The sequence below is a fragment of the Psychrobacter urativorans genome, assembly GCF_001298525.1.
In the GTDB taxonomy this organism is placed as follows: domain Bacteria; phylum Pseudomonadota; class Gammaproteobacteria; order Pseudomonadales; family Moraxellaceae; genus Psychrobacter; species Psychrobacter urativorans_A.
Window position 1 is genome coordinate 1,242,450 of sequence record NZ_CP012678.1, and the last position, 24,244, is coordinate 1,266,693.

Sequence of the window (24,244 nt, forward strand, 5' to 3'; positions counted from 1 at the left end):
ATAATTTTTGTGCTATGGTCAATTTATATTTTGCTTAATAGACGTTTTACTATAGCAGTCTCATGTTGATAATATAAGGAAATTTTATGGCGAACACTGCACTTACATTGACATTAGAATGGTTCTTAAATCCGGACCATCTGCCGTTTATCGCTGGTATTTATACTGGTGCTTATCATAAAGCAGGTCTCGATATCACCATGATTGAGCCGACTGAACATTACGATGGCTTTGCAGAACTACAAGCTGGCAATATCGACATGCACGTTAATGAGCCCATTCATTTATTTGAGCATTATTTTGATGATTTAAAAGCGCTTGGCTGTTTTTTTGTGACCGATGGCGGGGTTCTCATGAAACAAAGCAGTATGGATAAGCTGCGCCAAAATCAGCCTATACGTATCACTACGCCCGCAGCAAATCCGATTACTAATAAGATTGGTTTTGAGATTTTGCAGCGTTATGCCAAACAAAATGGCTTTGCATTAGATATTGAGAGTGTTGAATTTGTCGAAACGGATTTTCAGCATTTACATAATTTGCAAAATGGTGATGAGCATGGCTCATTTGATGGCGCGTGGTTATGTTTTTATAACTTCGAAGGTATTGAAGCCAATCATATCGGGCTTGACTACACCTTTATTGACCAACACTTATCGCCCTACCCGAATTTTTCTGCGTTAGAGTTGATGACTACCCATACTATTTGGCAAGAAAAATCAGAAGCGCTGCAACAGTTTGTCAAAATTACGACTGACATGGGTCAACTGTGTATCGATAATCCTGCGCAAGCGCGTGAGATTTATTATGGCTATACGGGTGAGTCGCCATCGGCGTTGATGGACGACATTATCAATGATACGTTAAAACGTCTCATAACCCCTCTTCAACCTGATGCTGAACGTTGGTCAACACTGCGTGAGATGCTGGCGACGTTAGATATCGCTGTGCTCAGTGACACGCAGTATGCGAAGCTTTGGCATTAAGCAGACGTAATAAAAACATTAATCAGTCAGAATTTTAATCAATTCAAATCGCGGTAGCGGCTTGCCATCTACCGTGACCGTTTCAATAAACATGGTTAAAGGGCGCACCCAAACGTCATAGTCACCGTAAAGGCAACGATAAACGATCAATACTTCTTCAGTTTCTGAATGCTGCGCGATATGTAAGACTTGATATAAACTGCCTTTATAATGGCGATAAATGCCTTGGGAAACGGTGTTTTTAGTTGACTGGGTCATAGCAAACTCCTGACTTTAAAAATTCTGTTAATCCATCTGTAAAAAAGGTCGACAATTAAAAGTCGACCTTTTTTACACTACGCTTTGCAGATTGCTTAAGCAACCGTCACTTTCGCATAGGCTTTCTTGCCCGCTTGGATAACGACCGTTTGCCCAGACGTTAAGCTAAAGCCACCGTCGACCACGTCGCCATCTACTTTGACCGCGCCACGTTTAATCATGTCTTTCGCTGACGAGCTATTTTTGGCAAGTCCAGCTTGGTTTAAGATTTGGGCGATAAATAAGGCGTCTTGACCTTCTAAATCTAGCGTCACTTCTGGTAAATCGACTGGCAATTCGCCATCGGCTAATACGTTACCGGCTGATTTATGCGCATTGGCAGCAGCATCGGCATCGTGAAAACGCTCAATTAATTCTTCGGCTAAAATACGTTTGATTTCTTGGGGATTGCGACCGTTTTCCATCTCTGCCATTAACGTTTCGACTTCCTCCATTGGCTTAAAGCTTAAGAACTCAAAGTAACGACGGATTAAGGTGTCTGGCATCGACAGTAGTTTTTGGTACATGGTGCCCGGTGCATCATAAATGCCAACATAGTTATTCAGCGATTTAGACATCTTATTAACGCCATCTAAACCTTCCAAAATCGGCACAGTGATACAAACTTGTGGCTCTTGACCGTAGCGACCTTGTAAAGTGCGACCCATCAATAAGTTAAACGTTTGATCCGTTCCGCCAAGCTCAATGTCGGCTTTTAGCGCGATTGAGTCGTAACCTTGTACTAAAGGATATAAAAACTCGTGAATAGCGATGGGCGTTTGTGCCGCATAGCGTTTAGAGAAGTCATCACGCTCAAGCATCCGCGAGACAGTTAACTGGCTAGAAAGCTGAATCATATCCGCCGCTGACATATCTTTAAACCATTCAGAGTTAAAGACGATGCGGGTTTTTTCTTTATCCAAAATCTTAAAGACTTGCTCAGCATAAGTCTTTGCATTGGCTTGGATTTGCTCGTCGGTCAATGGCGGACGCGTGGCATTTTTACCAGAAGGATCACCAATTTTGGCGGTATAGTCACCGATTAAAAAATAAATCTCATGACCCAAGTCTTGAAAATGTTTGAGCTTATTAATCAATACCGTATGCCCTAAATGCAAATCAGGCGCGGTGGGGTCAAAACCGGCTTTGATTCGCAACGGACGGTTTAGTTTTAATTTTTTTACCAAATCGTCTTCTGATAAAATCTCTTGCGTACCACGTTGGATAAGGGCAAGTTGTTCTTCTAGGGTGTAAGTTTGCTCGGTCATGATGCTCTCTTTATTATCTTATGAGTTGTCTTATAAATTGTCTTTATGCATTTATTAAACCAGTTAAAAGGTTTAGAGCCTTAAAGGCGTACAAAAAATGGTAGAATTTGGCAGATATATTAGCGTTTTTTAAGGTAAATTGCCATGACCAACCCTATGCCTACCGATGATACTCAAAATAACGACGGACTATATCCGACTGTAGATATCGATAATGCGTCAGAATATGCCTCTCTGACCGATGCGCTTGAGCAAGCTGGTTTTGAAAATGCAGGTTTCGAACATACAGTATTTGAAAGTTTTGATGAAGGCTTATATATCGGCATGATGTCGGGCACGAGTTTGGATGGAATGGATGCGGTCATTTGTCAATTTACTCATGACAATGATGATGCAAACAATTCCCCAATGCAGCTGTTAGCGACTTATAGTCAAGATTTTCCGCCGCGTTTGCGTGAGGCATTATTGGCATTGTGTCAGCCCAATGGCGTGCAACAATTAATCCCGCAAAATGATGAACCAAGTAGCCAAGATGGTGAACCGAATAGTGAATTAGATTGGTTTGGTTGGGCAAGTCGTGTTTATAGTGAATTTGCTAGTGAGGTGGTGAATACATTATTAAAACAGGCGAATATCGATGCCGAGTCGGTATTGGCGATTGGTTGTCATGGACAAACCGTTCGTCATCGCCCGCACATGGGCTTTACCTTACAGCTGCTTGATGCCAATATTATCGCTGAGCGTACGGGTATTAGTGTGGTGAGTGACTTTCGTCGCCGTGATATGGCGGTCGGTGGACAAGGCGCGCCACTGGTACCTGCCTTTCATCAGGCACTATTTGCAACAGCGGATACCACGCGCGTGCTGCTGAATTTGGGCGGAATTGCTAATATTGCGGTCTTGCCAGCAACCGTGAACCATAATGACAATCAAGTCGTTGGTTATGATACCGGTCCGGCAAATTTGTTATTGGATGCGTGGACCGCTTTACATATCAATCAAAGCTATGATGCTGGCGGCGCTTGGGCGGCATCGGGACAAATTATCGAACCATTACTCACGCAACTATTGACGCATCGTTTTTTTGACCAACCTTATCCCAAAAGTACGGGACGTGAGGATTTTAATCTGGCGTGGTTACAGTCAGAATTGCAAATATTCGATCATGTAGCGCCTAATATTGATTATTCCTCAGCCGATGTACAAGCAACGCTGACTGAACTGACTGCTATCAGTGCCACGGAGCAGATCAAACTATTTATAGGAAATGGACTGATAGGAAATAAAAAGATAACGGAAGCAGTTTATATCTGTGGTGGTGGTGCGCTGAATGATTATCTGATGACGCGATTGCAAACTCATTTACCATATTGCGTGGTCGAAACTACGGCAAGTTTGGGGCTTGATCCCATCTGGGTTGAAGCGGTGGCATTTGCATGGCTAGCCCGACAAACGTTGATGGGCGAAACAGGCAACTTGCCGGCAGTGACTGGCGCGAATAAACAAGTGGTATTAGGACAGGTATGTTTTGCATGATTTTTAAAATGCGGCAAGGGTATTAACCCTGATTATTATAGGGATCAGCTTATATCTTATGGCATCAAAATTATAATGATGACTATTAAGTTTACAGACGTGCACTTATGTGCTTTATAATGGTTGCTAAAATACTGATATAACGCTATAAATAACGCAGTGTGACCGCGTAATAACCGTATGATATAAGCACGCCCATCCCTTTAGGACCGCAAAGCATAGGACATATCGCATGAGCCAACATAACGATTCACAGACATCGCAAGACCACAATGCTACTGCAAAGTCGCAACAAAAGTCGCGTTATAAGCCGCCCCATTATGAGCGTGCTGACGACATGCGTGTGGTAGTGACGGGGATGGGCGCTATTACCCCTCTAGGGCTGGACGTCGAGAGTACATGGACACGGTTATTAAATGGCGAAAGTGGCATCTCACCAATCACCCATTTTGATGCAGAAGACTTCCGCGCCCAATTCGCGGGTACGGTCAAGGATTTTGATGCGCAGCAATACATGACGGCTAAAGACGCACGCCGTTATGATGAATTTATGCATTATGCGGTGGCTGCTACGTCAATGGCGCTGAAAGATGCAGGCTTTATCGATGCCATTAGCGTCGATGATGTCCCTGTACAAAATGTCGATCAAGAACGCTTTGGCGTCATCCTAGGTTCAGGCATTGGCGGTATTCAAACCATTGAAGACAGCTGCGCCATGCTACGCGAAAAAGGCGCTAAAAAAGTCTCGCCATTTATCATCCCCGGCTCTATTGCCAATATGGCAGCGGGTCTGGTGGCGATTAAACACAAATTAAAAGGTCCTAACCTTGCCACCGCCACCGCCTGTACCACGGCTACTCACGCTATCGGTTTGGCAGCGCGTTTAATCGTTTATGGTGACGCTGATGTGATGATTGCCGGTGGTAGCGAAAAAGGCTCAAGCCCGCTTGGGATGGCAGGATTTGGCGCGATGCACGCGCTATCGACACGTAATGATGAACCAACCCGTGCCTCACGACCATTTGATAAAGACCGTGATGGTTTCGTACTTGGTGATGGTGCAGGCGTGATGGTATTAGAGAGCCTTGCTCATGCTAAAGCACGTGGTGCAACGATACTTGCTGAAGTCGTGGGTTTCGGTATGAGCGATGACGCCAGTCACATTACCTCGCCACCAGAAGATGGTCGCGGTGCGGCACGCGCTATGCAAAATGCCGTTGATGATGCTGGTATTGATGCATCGAAAGTTGGTTACGTCAACGCCCATGGTACGAGCACGCCTGCCGGTGACGTTGCCGAATCGCTTGCCATTGAGACCGTATTTGCCAGTGTAAAAGACAGTATCTTAGTCAGCTCAACCAAATCCATGACAGGGCATTTATTGGGCGCAGCGGGTGGTATTGAAGCCATCTTTACCGTGCTAACTCTACAACATCAGCACGTACCACCAACGATTAATCTCGATAATGTGGCAGACAATTGCAATCTTGATTATGTGCCTCATCACTCTCGTAAAGTCGAAAACCTGAATTATGCTGTTTCTAATAGCTTTGGTTTTGGTGGCACCAATGGTTCACTTATTTTTGCCCGTTGGTCTCAAGCTTAGGCAATCTTTAGAATTAAGTAATGCTTATGATTAAGCAATATTATTAACACGACGTTGATTTTAATGTTGCTACGTTTGTCCCCTTGCAGCCCCTTATTGTACTTGCGTATGATAAGGGGTAATTTTTGGAAACTTATGGAACCCATCATGTCAAGCTACTCATTTTCTCATCAATTCTACCAGCATTGGACACTTGCTCCAGAAGCAGTACGCGCAGCGATTGTCCAAGAATTGACGGATATCAATACGTTATTACAACCTGATACTGCTTTTGACAATTTTACTTTTAGCGAACATGATCTTGATGCGCATCTCGATACTCTATATAACGACCATGAAATTGAGCAAGCGGCCGCTAAAAAACTTGCCGATGAGCAAGCTCAACAAGCCGCTGAACAGCAGCGCTTAGAAGAAGAAGAAGAAGAAGAAGAAGAAAAAGAGAAAGCAGAAGAAGAAGCAGAAAAAACTAAGCTTATTAACGATCAAAAAGCTGAAAAACAAATTACCACTGCTCAGCAAGATAAAATAGAATACAATAGCATTGCAGATACCACGGCTGACAGTAAAACGAACAACAGTCGCAATTACGGTAACGTCAATAGCAATAAAGACAAAGTCATATCCGCTCTGAAAATTAATAGCATTCCTGATACGGTTAAACAAGGTGCCGCTAAACCAGATGCAGCCATCAACATTCCAGTAAATGTGCCCAAACTAAGTCAAGCGAATGAAGATTTAATTCATTCGCTTGGGATGCATATCGATGACTATTTAAGTGAGCAAATGACACAACTGTCGGAAGATTTAAAATCGTGGCTACGCGAGGAAATTACCCATCAGCTCAGCACTCACGGACAAACGACCAATAATGTTGATAATAAAAAATAGTCGCTAGCAGATATTTTTATCTATAAAACTGAAAAAAACACTTAATCTTATTATTTTTCTATCCAGAACAGTATAAAACAATATTAAAAAGCACAAAAAAAGTACCGAGTAAATAAATGACTCGGTGCTTTTTTTGGTATTTCTTATTGAGTAAATGCTTTTTTATAGCGCTTTTGTACGTTCAATGAGCCACTCAAGCGCAGCGCCACTCACACGTTCATTGAGCTCAGCGTAGACTTGTGCATGATAATTATTTAGCCATTCTTTTTCTATTGGCGTTAATAATGACGGTTCAACCAAACGCGTATCTATTGGGCAATAAGTAACAGTTTCAAAATTTAAAAAATCGCCAAACGCTGTTTCAGTTGGCTGCTGTACAGGCATATTGACCATCAAGTTTTCGATACGGATGCCCCATTGTCCTTCACGATACAAGCCGGGTTCATTACTAGAAATCATCCCTGCTTTCATCGCGCGCTCTTTTGGTGTGCTGGCGCTATAGGCAATCACTTGCGGACCTTCATGGACGTTTAAAAAGTAACCGACGCCATGTCCCGTACCGTGACCATAATCCATCTGTGCTTGCCAGAGTGGCGCTCGGCAAATCGCATCAATCAATGGCGATGCAATACCATCAGGGAAATGTGCTTTTGCCAAAGCAATATGAGCTTTAAGCACGGTGGTAAAATCACGTTTGTGCTCAGCGTTCACTTGTCCAATACCAACGACGCGGGTAATATCGGTCGTACCGTTTTGATATTGCGCGCCTGAATCAATGAGTAATAAGCCGCCTTCACCCTCGCTCACATCTAAATAGCTAAAACTTTCTGGCGTAGCGCGATAATGCGGTAATGCACCATTTTCATTAAAGCCTGCAATCGTTGGAAAGCTTGGCGAGACATAATGCGGTTGTTTGCTGCGGACATCAATAAGCATACTATCAACGTCTAATTCACTTAAGCGCTCACCGTCTGCCAAACGCTGCTCAAAGGCTGCAAAAAACTCACATAATGCCGCCCCATCTTGACGCATGGCTTCGCGCACATGGTCAATGTCAGCATCAGCTTTGACTGATTTTAGTAAGGTACTTGGCGCCATTTGCTCAATAAAGCCGACGTCATCGACCATTTTTGATAACGTTCCTACCGCCACTTTACTTGGGTCTAGTAACAATAAGTCCTCTGGAGTCAGTGCGCCTAAAGCATCTTGTATTGCGTCATAATCCGCAAGGGTAATGCCGCTATCTTTTAAATTTTGCTCAATCTCTGCACTGACTTTAGACTTATCAATAAATAAGGTGGCATTGCCTTCAGCATCTGAGTCAGCGGTGATTAGCATATGCGCTAAAAACACTGGATTATAATCAACATCCGCACCGCGCAAATTGGTCAACCAAGCGATATCATCTAAACTGGATAATAAATGATGCGTTGCACCTGCCTCTGTCATACCTGTACGTACGGCTGCCAACTTTGACGCCCCTGATTGCGCGACAAATTGTGCATCATGTGCGTATAGTTTTGCCGTTGGTAACGCTGGACGATCTGTCCAAATATTAGTGAGCACATCACGGTCAGTAATTAAGGTAATATCATTGGCGTCAAAAGCGCTCAACAATCGGTCTTGCTCGGCAATAGACAGTACATTGCCATCAACCGCCACACTATCTCCTTCTTGGAGATTTGCGGCGAGCCAATCAATATGATTAGGCTGCTTTGGTGCCAGCTTTTGTAAACTGATCCCCGTATCTGCCAATTGCTCAGCGGCATGAACCCAATAGCGACTGTCTGTCCACAATCCTGCAAAATCAGCCGTCACCACCAACGTCCCCACTGAACCCGTGAACCCTGACAACCACAGGCGCGCTTGCCAATATTCCGGCAAATATTCAGATAAATGCGGATCCGCTGACGGCACAATAATGGCAGTAAGGTCTTGCTCAACAAGTGCTTGACGCAGGTTACTGATACGATCATGAATATTTTGCTTATTCATTGGAGTATTCCTTATTAATTGCTTGAAGATATTGCTTAAAGGTATTGCTTGGACTCGCTGCTTGGTTTAGCGTTACGGTGTAAAAGCGCAAACGCTATATAACGACACTATTACGTTAACAAAACGATAGTTTTAATAAAATCATGTTGTTTCGATAGCGCACTGCGATGACCGTTATGCTAAAAACGTATCATACGATGTTTGGGCAAACTATCAGCTTTCAATGGTTTATGGATACTATTTGTCCCAATCCACCAATAAAATAAAAAACGTGCTATCAATGATGGTAGCACGTCTGGTTATATTGCAAAAATATGTCCGTTATTTATCAGTCATTCATTTATTCATTAACGCAACTGATCCGCCTGCTCACTCTTGTTAAGCATATTATTAACAGGCCTTGATAGTACTAATAATAAGATGGCGGTAGCTACCAAAAATATCGTCATGGTCGTAAATAAACCCGGTAACCCTTCGATTTTATCCGCTGACACGTAACCACCGAAGAAGGCGGCAACCAAATTACCCAGCGCCACAGAAGCAAAAAATAGCCCCATCATCTGACCTTGCATTCCTTTTGGCGCAAGCTTGGTCATAGCCGATAGTCCAACTGGACTGAGTGCCAATTCGCCAAGGGTAAGCAAAAATAAACTGCCGACCAACCATAAAGGTGATGCCAAACCGCCTGCATTGGTCAAAATGCTTTTAGAGGCAAATATCATCAATGCAAAGCCTGCCGCTGCTAATAACATTCCCATTGCAAACTTGGTCATGCTATTTGGTTCAAGCCCACGATTGCCAAGTTTGACCCAAATAATACTCGCGATTGGGGCTAATAATAAGATAAATAGTGGATTCAATGATTGAAACCAAATACTGGGTATCTCAAAGCCTAAAACATTAAGGTCGGTATAATTATCAGCAAATAAGTTAAATGACGTTGGTTGCTGCTCAAAGCTTGACCAAAATAGCGTCGAGCCAATAATCAATATGAAGCAAATCAACAACCGCAGCTTATCGGTTTTATCCAGTCGTGGTGAGATGAACATCACCGCAAAATATAATAGAACGACGGCAGCAATAATATAGGTCATATATTCTGCCACCATTTCAGGCGCAAATGGGAGGATACCCGACGCCACCAACACGACAAGGAGAGCTAATAAGCCAATAAAGCCGGCTACCCAGCGACCGACATTTTTGAAGCGACCGCTCGTTTGTTCCCATTCAGGACTAATATTTTTGGCACGCGCATAACGATTTAACGTTTTTTTGGCTGAAAAGCGATAAATCAGCAAGGACGCCAACATACCAAGACCGCCGACCCCAAAACCGACATGCCACATGCCTTTTTCTTTAAACACGCCGACAATAAGTGCTGCTAATAACGCACCAATATTGATACCCATATAAAATAAGGTAAAACCGCCATCACGGCGCGAATCACCTCTGGGATACAACGCCCCAACCATCACTGAAATACAGGTTTTAAATAACCCTGAACCAAGCACAATGCACATCAGCCCGACGAAAAATAGCGTCATACCAAATATAGCGGATAGCGCAATACATAAATGACCAAGCGCAATGATAATACTGCCCCACCATAGCGCACGCTCTTGACCGAGCCAATTATCAGCCAACCAACCACCCGGTACTGCTGCTAAATAAAGTGAGCCGGCAAAAATACCATAGATAGCCGATGCAGTGGCTTCGTCAAAACCAAAACCGCCACTACCAACTGTCGCCACCATAAAGAGTACCAATAGCGGGCGAATACTATAATAAGAAAATCGCTCCCACATCTCGGTAAAAAATAACGGACGTAGCGGTTTGGGATGCCCCATAAATCCATCTTCTAGCGCGGCTAGTTCTGCCGCACTAAATTATGTTTGTGATTCCGTGCTCATGATTTTATTCCTTTAAATACCACTATTATGATGACCCACCCCTTGATTATGCTGTTAGGCGATCATATAGGCGGATTATTGTTTCATCTGAATTTAAACAAGTAAAGGACAAACTGTTCATTCATTAGTCAGATTTCCATAAAAAAACCTCGCGCCCAGTAACTGGGAGCGAGGTTTTTTGTGACTAACAATAGCCATTATTTCAAAGTATAAGGCTCATCAATAAATATGCCTAATTAAAATAGCGGCTAGTACTTTCGATTGTTAGCCATAGTATGTCTGTTAAAAATGTGCGACAGTTCGACAGTCTAACTATTTTATAGCCTAACTATTCTACAGTCTAATTACTGTGCCGTTGCCGTTTTATCAGCATTGCCATCTGTTTTTTCAGCGGGCGCAGCGGCATCGGTAGCCGCTTTATCTGCAGCAGCAGGGGCAGTTGCGGTAGCCGATTCAGCAGGTGCTGGTGCAGCACTGCTATCAGTAGCCGTTGCTGCTGGCGCAACAGTGGCATCCGCTTTAGCTGTGGCAGTATCTGCTGCTGGAGCAGCGGCGACCGCTTCAACTGGCGCGGCGGCAGCGGCAGCTTCATCAACTGGGGCTTCAGGGGCAACGTGATGACCTGCTGGGCGTAAGTAGGCTGAAACAGCAATCAGTAAGACGATTGCTAAAAATAAGCCAACACCGCCCAACGCAAACATAAATTCTTTCTTAGGGTTGTTTTCGACAATATGTTCTGACATACCTGCTCCACCTTGCACAAAAAATATTTAAAATATTGGTCTATTATATCGCAATTTATACCGATTTGTTAAAACCCTTAACTATTTAAAGGAATTATTATCGAGGATTTGCTCATAAGGCTGTGATAAGCGTTTTTATTGACCCAAACGAGCACGAGTAGTCGAGCGTTTGCCGAGATAACTTAATAATAATAATAACGCAATAATGATTAAGATAGGATAATTACCCATGCTCATAAACGGCGTATTACCGACCCGCGCCTGAATATCACCACGTAGCACGGTGCGTTCAAACTGCGGTGCGCGCTTGACGATACGACCTTGGTGGTCAATGATGGCTGTCACGCCGGTATTGGTCGCGCGTATAAACCAGCGTCCATTTTCAAGGGCACGCATTTGTACCATTTGTAGATGTTGCAACGGACCTGCGGACGTGCCAAACCACGCATCATTGGAGATGGTCAATAAAAAATCCGTATTCAGCGCATTTTTCCGCGTGGTGTCGGGATACGCCACTTCATAACAAATAGCCGTGCCCAAATTATGACCGCGTACATGCAGTGGTGATTGCTTGTCACTACCGCGGCTATAGCTCATGATATCTTGGCTACCCGCTAGATTTGGCAGAATATCAAAGAGCCCTTGAAAAGGAATATACTCACCAAAAGGCACCAGACGTTGCTTTTTATACATCCCATCTGCTTCAGCACCGAGCGCAATGACACTATTATAAAAGGGTGGATACTTATCAATTTTAGGATTAAATGCCGCTTCATCTCTATAAGGAATGCCGGTTATCCACGTGGTATTGGTGGCTTTCGCCATTTTTACCATTTCACTGATAAAGCCAACCGCCTCATCTTGAAACATGGGAATAGACGATTCAGGCCATAAAACAATATCACGTCCCCACTCAGTACGCGTTAACGTCGCATAAATCTTCAACGTTTCAATTTGATATTCCGTCAGCCATTTTAAATCTTGCGGAATATTACCTTGGATTAATGATACTGATAAATCTGGTGTACCTTTCGGCTTCGTCCATTGAGGATTAATGAGCCACAAAAAGGTACTGACCACCAATAACGCGATAGGTGCAATCATATAACGTCCGCGACGACGTAACAACTCTACAATACTTGCCGCGAATAACACCGCCACAAAAGAGACGGCAAACACGCCTGCCACGGGCGCAAGTGACGACAACCAACGTTGCTCAGTAAAGGCGTAACCGACGAATAACCAAGGAAATCCCGTAAACAGCCACGTTTTCAGCCACTCTTGTAATATCCATAAGGCGGCAAACGATAAAGGCTGCTTACCCACTACCCGATTAAACATCAGCGCCAAAAAGCCATGGAACAATCCCATGCCAAGACCCATGATGGCAATCATAATCAGCGCCAACCACGCCGGCGTAGCGCCATAATCGTGAATGGAGGTATACAGCCAAAATGCACCGACACACCACAGCCCCATGCCATAAGCCTCACCGATCATAAACGCCCGTTTGCCACTCATCTCAGGCAATAACAGCGCATATAAAATAGCCGGTGACACAATAGCGAGCGGCCATATGCCATAAGGCGCCAGCGCAAATAAAAATAGTGCACCAGCCAACCAAGCCATGACCATCGTTTGCCATAATGGCATTTTTTTAGACTTATTAGCATTTAACCGCTTTTGTAAATCTACTGTAGACAGGCGCATATCAATTATCCAAGATGACAGAACTTAAAACCAAAAAATCAATTTCTAGGGGCATTTGAGGACAGTCTATCAACATAAAACTGCTCTCAAAATTAAACCCGCCTATGATAACAGTCTGTATCAATAAATGGAAAAAATTGCGCTCCTTGAACAGCAAGTCTTTAACCCTACATTTATAAAAATTTAAGCCATAAAAAACACGACCGCAATCGTGTTTTTATTATTTAAGCCAACGAATATATTAAAATAGAAGCCTAATGACTACCGATTAATAATTGCTTATCAGGATCGGTCTTGGTCAATTCTAAATTATGAATAGATCGCCCTTCGACATCGGTCACCGTAATCTGCCAATCATCTATTTTTATACTTTCCCCTTCCAAGTCGCCGACATGACCCAGCGTTTGCATCACAAGCCCGCCCATAGTATCGACATCGGTATCATCAAAATGACTGCCCAACTCATCATTACAGTCTTCAATAACCGTAGAGGCTTGTACCAACCACGTATTGGGCTTTTCTGGATGCACAACGATATTATTAATATCACTGTCTTCATCGAAATCATCGTGTTCATCAACGATATCGCCGACAATTTCTTCGAGTAAATCTTCCATCGTCACGATGCCAGCAAAGTTACCAAACTCATCGACTACTACTGCCATGTGAACTTGGGTGCGTTGTAGTGAACGTAATAAGGTATCAGAACGCGCCGTTTCGCTAATATATAGTGGCTGGCGCACCAAATCTTTTAGGCGTTTACTATTAATTTTATCGTCTTCGTCGCGCACCATATGCACTAAGAGCGGTATCAAGTCTTTCGCAAGTAAGATACCGATAACGGCATCATCATCTTGGCTATCAAACACGGGATAACGCGAATGGGTGGTCTCAAGAATGATATCCATCACTTCTGCAAGGCTGGTGCTTTCGTGCAACCCTATCACTTGCGGACGTGGAGTCATGATTTCGCGAACTTGGGTCGCAGGTAAATCAAGCACGCCTTCTAACATATCAACGGTATCAGGTTCTAAAAACTGGCGTGACTGTTGTACCAAGCTAATCAGTTCATCACGGGTTTCGGGGGCGGTCGATAGCCAGCGTTTTAAGCCGCGCATCGACCAACTACTCGGGCTGGGAGTGTCGTCAGACATGGTGGTGTGAGTTAACCTCTTTAATTAATGATAAGAAAAATAGTAAATGGGGATAAAAGTTTTCGATAAAAGGTTTCAATAAAAATAGGCAATCGTAAATAAAAATCCCGGATAAATTTTACCTTAAAACCAGTAGTGCAAACTAAATTAGCTTCACTTTATCGCAAGCTTACTCGACATTCAACGACAAATTTATCCAAATTGTATTGTCAGCGTGTTATAAATTTTGCTATGGTCAAAATCTATATTTACTTAATCGGCACTTATGTTCCCTCGCTCTTTTTTTTCACGCTTATTATCGACGCGTACCAACTCTCACAATATAGCCATTCGCCATAAAAACGGCAGTTGCCAGCACCACAAATGGCGACATTATATTGTGCAATTTTTTATCGCGCTCGCCTTGGTATTATCTGCCGTTTGGTTACTGATGGCAATTTGGTATCAATTTGGCGCCCATGCGACGGTTACTTGGCTGACAACGATTGTGATTGTGAGTTTATTGACTGCATTATTAAGTGTGCGCTACTTACCTAAGCGCGTCACTAATGCAATCTTTAATAAATCATTTACCAGTAAACCCCCTCTTACTAAAAACCTTACTCATAACCATACTGTCGATAAAAATACTGGCGATAAAAACACCATTATTAATAAAGCCACCAAATGGCTGGCACGATTATATATTGGCGTTTGGGTTATTGGTCTTGGCTGGTTTATTTCTATCGCCCCGCAACAACTGCGTGATTGGAAACCAGAAGTTGGCGAGAGGCTGTCGTACACGCGCGATGCCAATAACTCAGATTTGGTGACTTTTAATAATGTGCGTAATTTTGATTGGCACAGTGGTGACGATGCGACCGAGCGTTGGGAGACGCGCACGGTCGATATGAGTAAACTGTCCGGCGTTGATGTGATTAACTCATACTGGATGGGACCGTTAATTGCTCATACTTTGGTGAGTTTTCGTTTTGAAGATGATAGACCGCTGTCATTTTCGCTAGAAATACGTAAAGAAAATGGCGAGTCATTTTCGGCATTGGGCGGATTTTTTAAACGTTATGAGCTGAGTTTAATTGCCGCAGAAGAGCGTGATATTATTTATACGCGGAGTAATGCGCGCGGTGAACAAGTCTATTTATTTCCTGTCAGCCATCTTCAACAGCGCGAAGTCAAATCATTATTTGAGTCTTACTTAACCGCTGCTGATGAACTCAACGCCGAACCCGCGTGGTACAACACGTTGACCAGTAACTGTACCAATATTATTTTTTATATGGCACGTGTCGTCAGCGGTGAGCGGCTGCCGTGGGATTATCGCATTTGGGTATCCGGTTGGCTGCCAAATTATCTTTATGATTTAGGCATGCTTGATGCCAGTCCTCAAAACAACACTCAGTCTGCGAACAACGCTCAATCATGGTCAATGGATACATGGTATGAGCGCGCGCACATCAATCCTAAAGTTAAAGGCTTTAATAACAGTAACAATATTCATGGCAGTGAGTTTTCAATGCAAATTCGCCAAGGTATTCCGATTCCACCGCTGGCTGACCGCCATGCCATACGCGTTAATCCCAACTAAAGAATACGAACTAAGGTTTTACCCAATTTACTACGCGCGTTTCCATCTCTTCATCATCCATACCGATTTCAGTCACGCAGCGCCCTGCCACACCGACATTGGCAGCACGCATTTGTTGCTGAGTTGCCACCGCATCTTTGGTCAATAATAAATGCCAGCTTGGTAGGTTTTGCCCTTTATACAAGCGCTTATAAGCACAGTGCGACGGTAGCCAAATCATGTTAGGCAGATTATCAATCGTCAGTTGAATACAATCTGGTACGTGCTCTTGGCGTGTCGCATAATGCCTGCAATAGCCCGTCGCGCAGTCCATAAGCTGACAGGTCACATCGGTATACTCGACCAGACTTTCATCCACGTTGCCATCTTCATCTTCGTCGATATATTTAATCAAACAACAACTGCCACAGCCATCACATAAAGCTTCCCACTCATTATTAGTCAACTTATCGAGCGTAAAACGCGTCCAGAATTGCTCGCGCAACTCGGTCTGGTCCGACTGGATACTGGCTTGACTGTTGCCTTCTGCTTGGGACGCAGTCAACGGGCTTGGCTGAGGCGTACGAGTAGATTGTAAAAAATTTAAATTCATATATTTTCTTAACGGTAGGCAGATAAATTTGGGTAACGAGCGTTACAGTATTATAGCTGTTTTTGACTAAGTTGGGCGTTATGGTAGTACGGGTAAGCAAACTAAGCGTTATAAATAAAGCTAAATCAATAATACTCATGCTAGAAAACTTCAAATATAAAAAGGACAACACTATGTCAATTAAGACCTTTGAGCTCATCAGCACCACAGATGACGGCGTTCAGCTTATCAGCTACGTAGCATTACCAGACAATGCTGCAGACGACAAGCCCGTCGCCGGTATTTTAGTCGCACCAGAATGGTGGGGCGTAGTCGAGCATCCAAAAAATGTTACCGAACGCTTAGCAAAAGCGGGTTATGCAGCGGTGGCAATGGATATCTATGGTGAAGGCAAGCTAACATCAGATGCTGCACAAGCAAATATGTGGATGGAGCAAGTATTAGCCGATCAAAACATGCTGATGTCACGCTGCCGTTTAATTCTTAATGATTTCAGTGACCAGCTTGCCGTTGATGGTGACAACTTAGGCGCAATCGGCTTTTGTTTTGGCGGCAAAATCGTTCTCGATATGGCGCGAGAAGGCATGCCATTAAAAGCAGTGGCTACTTTCCACGGCAATCCATCACCTAAGCAGCCTGCCGATGAGAAATTCACTGCTAAGGTATTGGTCGCTCATGGGCGTGATGACTCGATGGTATCAATGGATGCGATAGAAGGTCTAAAATCAGAGCTAGATGCTGCCGATGTCGACTACACTATTGATGTTTATGATGGTGCTAAGCACGGTTTTACCAACCCACAAGCAGATGAGCGCGCAGCCAAAAACGGCGTAGATTTGGGCTATAACCAAGCCGCCGCCAAGCAAAGTTGGGAAAACATGCTTGAGTTTATGAAAGAGAATTTAGGCTAATTACAGGCTATATTTTTAAATCTAAACTCAGGTTTTGGTTAAAAATGACAAATAGTTATCACCATTCGCCGTTACGAAAAACTGATAGCAGAGTAAGCATGTCTTACTCTGCTTTTTTATGTCTGTATGGAAATTCATTACTATTATTAAACCGCTACAAAAGCTTACTAGCCGTAGGGAATTGAAACGCTAATATATAATGAGAATAACTGCTTAATCATTATCTAACTTAATAAATCAGCAACTCTCTAACCTAATCACTCTCTAAACGATAATAAGGTAGAAGCTATGAAAACCATTCAAGAATTATATGACTTTACCGATAAGACGATCATTATTAGCGGTGCAGCAGGCGCTATCGGTAGCGAGGCAGCACGCTTTTTAAGCTCACTCGGCGGTAATATTGTTCTCGCTGATTTAAATGAAGACAAAGTGAAGCAAATTGCGGTGGATATCGAAAAAGAAACAGGTAATGCCACCTTAGGCATGAAAACTGACTTTACCGATGAGACTCAAATTGAAGCCTTGGTCACTGCCACGATAGAAAAATTTGGCAACATATCTGCGGTAGTGAATAACGTTGGTTGGGGCGCGAATACCCCATTATGGGAATCTAATACCGAAAAAATGGTTGACGCCTATAAGCTTAATACCTTAGGTGCTTATAATTTAACCCGTTTATGTATGCCATATTTAAAGAAAGAAAATAATGCTTCTGTGGTATTTTCAGGCTCTATGGTCGGTAATACGCCATCGCCAGAATTTATTGAATACAGCACTGCCAAAGCGGGTTTGCTAAATATGGTCAGAAGTATGGCGGTAGCATCAGGACCTGAAGTGCGCTTTAACTCTTTAATTATTGGAACGGTAGATAATGGCGCCTCATCTGAAGAGGCAGGCTATACTCAAGAAATGATAGATAATGTAGTCAAAGGTATCGTGCTCAAAAGGCGCGGTCTACCAGAAGATATCGCTTATGCCATGGCATTTTTACTAAGTGATGCAGCGTCGTGGATTACAGGTACTGAGCTGACCGTCAATGGTGGCGGCGTTTATAAAACTAAAATGCCTACTTCATAGTTATGGAAACCCCTAGAAATAGTAACCAATGAGCATACGGTAGAATTTATCCTACCGTATGCTTTTTTATATCACTATATTTAAAGAGGCTTATGCGCATACGAGCCTTGAACCTTCTAATGACTCGGTCTGATAAAGTTGTATTTATTGTTAAATAGCGTCATTATCACTCAATGGACGGACAGACTGAGTGGGGATGATGCTATATTTTTTGATGGGTTCTTTAGGCTGGCTGGCAGTTATCACCTTGCTGGTGATTATGATTGTCCTCTATATTAGGTTGCATCAGCAACTGGCACAATTGCAACAGGATATGGCGCAGTTAAAAAACGAGCTGAAGCACCAAACGCCTAAGCAACGAAAGGAAAATATAAGCCTTCTTCAACACTCCTTATCTACTCATTCTGTAGCCGATAGTGCACTCAATAGCTCTACTGTGGGGGGAAATACTTCTTCTATAAATGCTACTACTGTACAAGGTATATTTGACGCCAAAGCACCTATTGCAGATACAGTTTCATCGACAGCAAAATCAATGCCGCCACCGCTACCGGTAGATTCTTCAACCCCTAACTTTATATCGACGCCTGCAACTCAACCCCTCGTGCCTGACAGCCAGTCTTTAGATAATAGAAATAGCATCGCACCGATAGAGCCTGACGAACGCTCATTTCCGATTGTTACCTCGCTTTTCCACTCAATTCAAAATTGGTTTTTGGGTGGTAATTTGGTGGTGCGGGTTGGGGTATTGGTTTTACTCGTTGGCGTGGTGTTGTTATTACGCTTACTCAGTGAATATATCGAAATTCCGATTGGTATTAAGTTGTCAGCGATTGGTGTGTCAGGATTGGCACTTGCCGGTTTGGGATTCAAGCTTGTGCCCAAGCGCTTTGCCTATGGCATCACGTTACAAGGCGCAGGACTGGCAACCGCTTATTTGACCACTTTTTTTGCTTACAGCGTTTATGAAGTGATGAGCAGCTTACCTAGTTTTATTACTCTTGGCATATTATCAGCAGTCACTGTTGCTTTAGCCGTGCGGCAAAACGCGTTTCCCTTAGCACTATTGGCATTATCAGGTGGCTTTTTTGCACCGATTTTGACCAGTCAAGATACGGGCAGCTTGACGGCATTGTTTAGCTATTACCTGTTATTAAACGTGACCATTGCCGTTATCGCTCATTATCGCCCGTGGAAAGTGCTGAATTTATTTGGTGCAGGCGTAACCTTTGGGCTTGCATATTATTGGGGGCTGACTGAAAATTTAACGGTAATAATTGATAATCAACGCTGGAGCTTGGTATTGCTCGTAGCTCTACATGTGCTGCTATATTTATTTGTGGTCATCCGCTACGCCCAGCAAATCATTGCTTATAACGATGACAATGAATACGCTACGGTTAATGCCCTTACCGCCAGCAACAATGAGCAAACTGTTGATAGCAAAAATCAGCATGAAAGCTATGTGTTTCCCATTGATATCGGACTCCTATTCTCTGTACCCTTATTAGCATTTGGTTTATTTTCGGCGTTACTGCATGATATTAATCACGCTTTAACCATGACTAGCGCGATTTTAGCGGCGGTATATTTAGGACTTGGTTGGACGTTTATTCAGCGTAGTCAACGTTATGCGCTAATTACAGAAGGGATGCTGGCATTAGGTTTTGGCTTTTTAGCGTTGGTGATTCCGTTGGCATTAAATGCAGAATGGATTGCTTTTGGTTGGTCGGTACAAGGACTGGCGCTAGTATGGTTTGGCAGGCGTTCTCTGCGGGCGTGGTCGGTATTATTGGGATTGTTGTTGCAGCTGGTAAGTATTGCTATGTTGTCCGATACCTTTGTAATTGCCCTTGATTATTATCCAACACTCGCATTAACGATTTCTGCCATCAGTGCCATTGCCAGCGTTTTTATTTTACGTGCCAGCAATTCGCCTATTAATAACATAAAAAATTCGCTGATTAATAATACTGATAATCAGCTTTCCCGCAATCAAGCACTGCCAGATTATGCCAAAGTATTGGGTATCAGCGAAACGGCAGCTCAGCAATGGCTTGCCAGCATCAATAGCCAAAGTGTAGCGTTTAAAATCATTTGGCAACGTCCCGCTTTAATACGCTTGTTGACGCTAGCCGCGATGGGTTGGCTGCTGTATGTCCTTATCATCGACTTTGATCAATGGTTTGCTAGTTGGCAATTGGCAACGACGGCGCTGATTGCATTGGCGACATTGACCAGTCTTATCGTTTATTATGCAGTGAATCAATACCGTCCGTGGCGTGAGGTCAGGCAATTTAGCCATGGTTTGTTGCTATTCTTTTATGCCATGCTGATATTACAATTGCCACAAAAATATGAAGTTGACTATCAATGGACGACCTTTTATTGGTCAATATTTACAACCTTAGTCATTGGCTGGCTAATGCTTGGGCAATTGTGGTTAAAAACGTGGCATGACAATACTATCAATAGCAATACTACTGCCAATAACGACAATCATAACGGTACGGAGTTAAAAAGCTACGATAGTGCCAGCTGGCTTGGCACGGGCATTATCATATTGGCAGAATTGGTGCATTATAAGTTGCCTGATTCAAAAGGCGTGGTTACTATTCTTGTGCCTATTGCGCTGATGCTGGCTGGTCTGTGGTTAACCTACCGTCAGCAAAGTGACAAACAGACTGGAAATTCTTCTTCAGGGCGCACGCTCTACTGGTTTAATTGGCAAAATGCGCTGTTAAATAATGCCAAAATATTTGTACCATTAACCTTGTTCTGGGTAATTTTTACCAACTTTACTTACGATGGTGTGATTTGGGGATTGCCTTATTTCCCATTATTTAACTTATATGATGTGACGTTATGGCTGGTAGTATTTTACGGACTGGGCGTGTATTTATTGCGTCAACGTGGCATACAACAGCAAAATCTATTCACCGCCATTCGCAAAAGTGACACGTTATTGATTGTGTTGGCGCTGATTGGTTTTTGGATAGTTTCTAGTATGCTGGTCAGAACGCTGCACGCCTTTATTGGTACGCCACTATGGATTGGTCATTTGTACGGCAGTACAGGCAACGCATGGGACAGCGAGCAAGTGCAAACGGGGCTGACGATTTTATGGACGCTATTGGCATTGGTTGCGACCATTATCGCCAGTCGCTATTGGCAGCGCGCGCTTTGGTTTATGGGCATTGGCTTATTGGGTATTGTGGTGTTAAAACTGGTGTTGGTTGATTTATCACAGACAGAAGCGATTTGGCGAGTAATTTCTTTCCTTGGTGCAGGCAGTTTGATTTTATTGATTGGTTATTTAGCCCCCTTACCGCCAACACGTGATGAGACTGTAAAACAGGCTGAATAATCATTTCTCATGAATACAAATCTAAATGGTAGCGTGAACACTTTTTAGCATCCTTACTTTTTAACATCAGTACATGGCTTATGTAGTAAACTGAACGTCATTGCTTAAAGCGACGCATTGTTACTTTAAGCACTCTATTTTATCAATAATTAAGTTTTATGAATAAAAGGTTGTAACAGCAAATGGATACGAGAGCGAATATTCAGTGGTTCCCCGGACACATGAACAAAGCGCGAAATGAAGTCAAAGAAATCATGCCACAAATGGACGTGATTATCGAAGTGCTCGATGCGCGCATTCCTTATAGCAGCGAAAATCCGATGGTCGCCACCCTGCGCGGTGACAAGCCGGTGATTAAAATCTTAAATAAAGCCGACCTTGCCGATCCTGAGATGACGCAAGCATGGATGGATTGTTTTGAGCAGGAAGATGGCGTCAAAGCACTGGCTTTTGATGACAATAAAGCGGCAGATGTACACCGTATTATTGAGCTGTGTAAAAAACTAATGCCCAATAAAGCTGAAACAGGCAGACAAATTAAAGCCATGATTTTGGGTATTCCAAACGTCGGTAAATCAACGTTGATTAATACTTTAGCTGGTCGCGCCGTTGCCAGAACGGGCAACGAGCCTGCGGTCACCAAGTCGCAGCAGCTGATTAAACTTGACGGTGGCATCATGCTCTATGACACGCCCGGTATGCTGTGGCCAAAAGTAGAAAACGCCAATTCAGGTTATCGCTTGGCGGCAACGGGCGGTATTCGTGATACGGCATTTGATTTTGATGATGTTGCTGGTTATACCGCTGAATATCTATTGCAGGCGTATCCTGAGCTGTTAAAAGAGCGTTATAAAATTGAAGAACTGCCTAAGACGGATGGGGCGTTTTTTGAAATCGCAGGGCGCAATCGAGGGTTATTGAAGAAAGGTGGCATAGTGGATATTTACCGCATGTCAGAAATCCTCGTCAATGAGCTGCGCAGTGGTACGATTGGGCGCATCAGTCTGGAAACCCCTGATATGCGTGAAGCGGAAGAAGCTGTCGTTGCTGAACAACGTATTGCGCTTGAGGAAAAGAAACTGGCTAAGGAAGAAGAAAAACGCTTACGTCGCTTAAAAACGCGGAAGAATCGGAAGTAGGTTTGAGTTTTTATAAATAGTTTTGAGGGTTAAGATGACAGATTATAATGAAATGAAAGCCTTAACCTTCGATGATAGAGACGAGTTTTCACGTAAGCCAATCGCTGAAAAAATCATTAAATTATTGGACTCAGATATTAATGTCTCACCTCTAATCATTGATGGTAAATGGGGTACAGGTAAAACTGAATTTTGCTTTAAACTCAAAAACCTTATTGAATCAGAGAACTCCAATGAATATAAAGTTGGCTATGTTAATGCTTTTCAAGCTGACCATGCCAATGAGCCACTGTTAACACTGATTGCAGAAGTGGCTGGCTTCTATGGTGAGAACAATGACAAACGTCAAAGTTTTATCGCCAGCGCCATCCCTTATCTACGTTTAGTGACGGGTTTAGGGATTAAAGCTACACTGAGTTTTGCATTTGGTAGATATGCTGCTGATATTCCTGACGAACTCGCAGATGGTATTGATGAAATAAAAGAAGGTTCTAAGTCTCTTATTGACCAATCTCTTGAATCATTAATAAAAGACCAAGTCGAAGCTGAAAAAAATCTAGCTACATTAAGAGACGCATTAACTGATATTGCATCTACTAATCCCATCATCTTACTGATTGATGAACTTGACCGTTGCCGTCCTGATTTTGCAGTCATGATGTTAGAGACCATTAAGCATGTTTTCGACGTTAAAAATGTGCAAATTATTTTGGTCACTAATGTGGAACAACTAAAGGCTACTATCAAGCATAGCTATGGTAGCGAAACCAATTCGCACGATTATTTATATAAGTTTTTTAAATATCAAATTAATTTGCCAACCGTCAGTAAAGATGAAGCTAACGGTAATACTGAAAATAATATCACTTATTTTCATTCTGCTGTTCAGGTGAGTAAAGTAATACCAGAAGATTTTAAGAATAGCAGTTATATTTATGACATTGCTAAATTTACCGAGATTAAGCATTTATCATTAAGAAATATCGAACAGATTGTTCGTTGTATTGAAACGCTTATTATATTTGAAGATAACTCGAAAAGTAGAAATCCAGAGGTAGAGCAGCTTTTAATAGTATTTTTATCATTTGTATATATTGCTAACAAAAATTTATTTGAGCAAATTCGTGATAATAGTATACAAGCATCAGATATCTTAGGCTTTAGTTCTTGCGAAGATATTAATTTACCAAGTGATAATAGTATTTTAGAGCAATACCCGACAAAATTTCTTATTCTTTTAATACTCCATAACCTTACAGAAGATAGATTTATTCGGACTTCAAACTATGAGGGTAATATGGATTATGAATCTAGCAGGTTAATAGAACTTATACTAAATAAATTCAATTTTACGCATGAAGTGAATTTCTCTTCTTACCATGTAATAGAATCAAGTTATATTTACAAATATATAGATCATACTATAAATAACTTACTACTCTTTGATATTGTTAAATAGCCCATATATAAGGCAGCT

General features: G+C 42.7%; 18 protein-coding genes. 10 read left to right on the top strand and 8 right to left on the bottom strand.

The window, feature by feature from the left end; genetic code table 11:
- Positions 1-86 precede the first annotated feature (86 nt).
- On the top strand, positions 87-986 hold the full coding sequence (locus AOC03_RS05385) for an ABC transporter substrate-binding protein (protein ID WP_062534005.1): 900 nt from the start codon (positions 87-89) through the stop codon (positions 984-986).
- An 18-nt stretch (positions 987-1,004) separates the two neighbouring features.
- Here AOC03_RS05385 and AOC03_RS05390 read toward each other — a convergent pair whose 3' ends face one another.
- Entirely contained in the window at positions 1,005-1,244 is a 240-nt protein-coding gene (locus tag AOC03_RS05390) for a DUF1653 domain-containing protein (RefSeq protein WP_062534007.1), read from the bottom strand.
- A gap of 95 nt (positions 1,245-1,339) precedes the next feature.
- Complete coding sequence (tyrS, locus tag AOC03_RS05395) at positions 1,340-2,551, bottom strand: tyrosine--tRNA ligase (protein ID WP_062534009.1); 1,212 nt, start codon at positions 2,549-2,551, stop codon at positions 1,340-1,342.
- Between the two features lie 144 nt (positions 2,552-2,695).
- On the opposite strand from tyrS, the gene AOC03_RS05400 reads away from it, so the two are divergent.
- The 3 genes from AOC03_RS05400 to AOC03_RS05410 all read left to right on the top strand — a co-directional run bounded on the left by AOC03_RS05400 (position 2,696) and on the right by AOC03_RS05410 (position 6,581).
- Positions 2,696-4,087: an anhydro-N-acetylmuramic acid kinase gene (locus AOC03_RS05400; RefSeq protein ID WP_062534011.1), complete on the top strand. Its 1,392-nt coding sequence runs from the start codon at positions 2,696-2,698 to the stop codon at positions 4,085-4,087.
- Positions 4,088-4,424: 337 nt separating this feature from the next.
- Entirely contained in the window at positions 4,425-5,693 is a 1,269-nt protein-coding gene (gene fabF, locus AOC03_RS05405; protein WP_062536519.1) for a beta-ketoacyl-ACP synthase II, read from the top strand.
- Positions 5,694-5,840: 147 nt separating this feature from the next.
- A complete protein-coding gene (locus AOC03_RS05410) occupies positions 5,841-6,581 on the top strand; it encodes a hypothetical protein (protein WP_062534014.1) in 741 nt (246 codons plus the stop codon).
- A gap of 162 nt (positions 6,582-6,743) precedes the next feature.
- Here the strand turns inward: AOC03_RS05410 and AOC03_RS05415 are convergent, their stop codons facing one another.
- From AOC03_RS05415 to AOC03_RS05435, 5 genes are all read right to left on the bottom strand, one after another.
- Positions 6,744-8,576: an aminopeptidase P family protein gene (locus AOC03_RS05415; RefSeq protein WP_062534016.1), complete on the bottom strand. Its 1,833-nt coding sequence runs from the start codon at positions 8,574-8,576 to the stop codon at positions 6,744-6,746.
- 347 nt (positions 8,577-8,923) lie between these two features.
- Complete coding sequence (locus AOC03_RS05420; protein WP_062534018.1) at positions 8,924-10,423, bottom strand: peptide MFS transporter; 1,500 nt, start codon at positions 10,421-10,423, stop codon at positions 8,924-8,926.
- A gap of 407 nt (positions 10,424-10,830) precedes the next feature.
- Entirely contained in the window at positions 10,831-11,229 is a 399-nt protein-coding gene (locus AOC03_RS05425) for a hypothetical protein (RefSeq protein WP_062534020.1), read from the bottom strand.
- Between the two features lie 135 nt (positions 11,230-11,364).
- Positions 11,365-12,939, bottom strand: coding sequence for an apolipoprotein N-acyltransferase (lnt, locus tag AOC03_RS05430; RefSeq protein WP_062534022.1), 1,575 nt, complete (start codon positions 12,937-12,939; stop codon positions 11,365-11,367).
- Between the two features lie 254 nt (positions 12,940-13,193).
- Complete coding sequence (locus tag AOC03_RS05435) at positions 13,194-14,093, bottom strand: HlyC/CorC family transporter (RefSeq protein WP_062534024.1); 900 nt, start codon at positions 14,091-14,093, stop codon at positions 13,194-13,196.
- A 265-nt stretch (positions 14,094-14,358) separates the two neighbouring features.
- On the opposite strand from AOC03_RS05435, the gene AOC03_RS05440 reads away from it, so the two are divergent.
- Positions 14,359-15,678, top strand: coding sequence for a DUF4105 domain-containing protein (locus AOC03_RS05440; protein WP_062534026.1), 1,320 nt, complete (start codon positions 14,359-14,361; stop codon positions 15,676-15,678).
- Between the two features lie 10 nt (positions 15,679-15,688).
- Here the strand turns inward: AOC03_RS05440 and AOC03_RS05445 are convergent, their stop codons facing one another.
- Positions 15,689-16,270: a YcgN family cysteine cluster protein gene (locus tag AOC03_RS05445; protein ID WP_062534028.1), complete on the bottom strand. Its 582-nt coding sequence runs from the start codon at positions 16,268-16,270 to the stop codon at positions 15,689-15,691.
- A gap of 173 nt (positions 16,271-16,443) precedes the next feature.
- Between AOC03_RS05445 and AOC03_RS05450 the strand changes: the two genes are divergently transcribed.
- The 5 genes from AOC03_RS05450 to AOC03_RS05470 all read left to right on the top strand — a co-directional run bounded on the left by AOC03_RS05450 (position 16,444) and on the right by AOC03_RS05470 (position 24,226).
- Positions 16,444-17,181, top strand: coding sequence for a dienelactone hydrolase family protein (locus tag AOC03_RS05450; RefSeq protein WP_062534030.1), 738 nt, complete (start codon positions 16,444-16,446; stop codon positions 17,179-17,181).
- Between the two features lie 288 nt (positions 17,182-17,469).
- The gene (locus tag AOC03_RS05455) at positions 17,470-18,261 is read left to right on the top strand and encodes an SDR family NAD(P)-dependent oxidoreductase (protein ID WP_062534032.1); all 792 of its coding nucleotides are present in this window, start codon (positions 17,470-17,472) and stop codon (positions 18,259-18,261) included.
- Positions 18,262-18,457: 196 nt separating this feature from the next.
- On the top strand, positions 18,458-21,628 hold the full coding sequence (locus AOC03_RS05460) for a DUF2339 domain-containing protein (RefSeq protein WP_062534034.1): 3,171 nt from the start codon (positions 18,458-18,460) through the stop codon (positions 21,626-21,628).
- A gap of 182 nt (positions 21,629-21,810) precedes the next feature.
- Positions 21,811-22,767: a ribosome biogenesis GTPase YlqF gene (gene ylqF, locus AOC03_RS05465; protein ID WP_062534036.1), complete on the top strand. Its 957-nt coding sequence runs from the start codon at positions 21,811-21,813 to the stop codon at positions 22,765-22,767.
- A gap of 34 nt (positions 22,768-22,801) precedes the next feature.
- Complete coding sequence (locus AOC03_RS05470) at positions 22,802-24,226, top strand: KAP family P-loop NTPase fold protein (RefSeq protein WP_062534038.1); 1,425 nt, start codon at positions 22,802-22,804, stop codon at positions 24,224-24,226.
- Positions 24,227-24,244: the final 18 nt, after the last annotated feature.

What these genes read in the sequence shown, in the direction of transcription:
- AOC03_RS05385 (WP_062534005.1), top strand. Translation starts at nt 87, where the DNA reads ATGGCGAACACTGCACTTACATTGACATTAGAATGGTTCTTAAATCCG.
- ylqF (WP_062534036.1), top strand. Translation starts at nt 21,811, where the DNA reads ATGGATACGAGAGCGAATATTCAGTGGTTCCCCGGACACATGAACAAA.
- AOC03_RS05450 (WP_062534030.1), top strand. Translation starts at nt 16,444, where the DNA reads ATGTCAATTAAGACCTTTGAGCTCATCAGCACCACAGATGACGGCGTT.
- AOC03_RS05425 (WP_062534020.1), bottom strand. Translation starts at nt 11,229, where the DNA reads ATGTCAGAACATATTGTCGAAAACAACCCTAAGAAAGAATTTATGTTT.
- AOC03_RS05435 (WP_062534024.1), bottom strand. Translation starts at nt 14,093, where the DNA reads ATGTCTGACGACACTCCCAGCCCGAGTAGTTGGTCGATGCGCGGCTTA.
- AOC03_RS05400 (WP_062534011.1), top strand. Translation starts at nt 2,696, where the DNA reads ATGACCAACCCTATGCCTACCGATGATACTCAAAATAACGACGGACTA.
- AOC03_RS05420 (WP_062534018.1), bottom strand. Translation starts at nt 10,423, where the DNA reads ATGGGGCATCCCAAACCGCTACGTCCGTTATTTTTTACCGAGATGTGG.
- AOC03_RS05455 (WP_062534032.1), top strand. Translation starts at nt 17,470, where the DNA reads ATGAAAACCATTCAAGAATTATATGACTTTACCGATAAGACGATCATT.
- lnt (WP_062534022.1), bottom strand. Translation starts at nt 12,939, where the DNA reads ATGCGCCTGTCTACAGTAGATTTACAAAAGCGGTTAAATGCTAATAAG.
- AOC03_RS05415 (WP_062534016.1), bottom strand. Translation starts at nt 8,576, where the DNA reads ATGAATAAGCAAAATATTCATGATCGTATCAGTAACCTGCGTCAAGCA.
- AOC03_RS05440 (WP_062534026.1), top strand. Translation starts at nt 14,359, where the DNA reads ATGTTCCCTCGCTCTTTTTTTTCACGCTTATTATCGACGCGTACCAAC.
- fabF (WP_062536519.1), top strand. Translation starts at nt 4,425, where the DNA reads ATGCGTGTGGTAGTGACGGGGATGGGCGCTATTACCCCTCTAGGGCTG.
- AOC03_RS05460 (WP_062534034.1), top strand. Translation starts at nt 18,458, where the DNA reads ATGATGCTATATTTTTTGATGGGTTCTTTAGGCTGGCTGGCAGTTATC.
- AOC03_RS05470 (WP_062534038.1), top strand. Translation starts at nt 22,802, where the DNA reads ATGACAGATTATAATGAAATGAAAGCCTTAACCTTCGATGATAGAGAC.
- AOC03_RS05390 (WP_062534007.1), bottom strand. Translation starts at nt 1,244, where the DNA reads ATGACCCAGTCAACTAAAAACACCGTTTCCCAAGGCATTTATCGCCAT.
- tyrS (WP_062534009.1), bottom strand. Translation starts at nt 2,551, where the DNA reads ATGACCGAGCAAACTTACACCCTAGAAGAACAACTTGCCCTTATCCAA.
- AOC03_RS05445 (WP_062534028.1), bottom strand. Translation starts at nt 16,270, where the DNA reads ATGAATTTAAATTTTTTACAATCTACTCGTACGCCTCAGCCAAGCCCG.
- AOC03_RS05410 (WP_062534014.1), top strand. Translation starts at nt 5,841, where the DNA reads ATGTCAAGCTACTCATTTTCTCATCAATTCTACCAGCATTGGACACTT.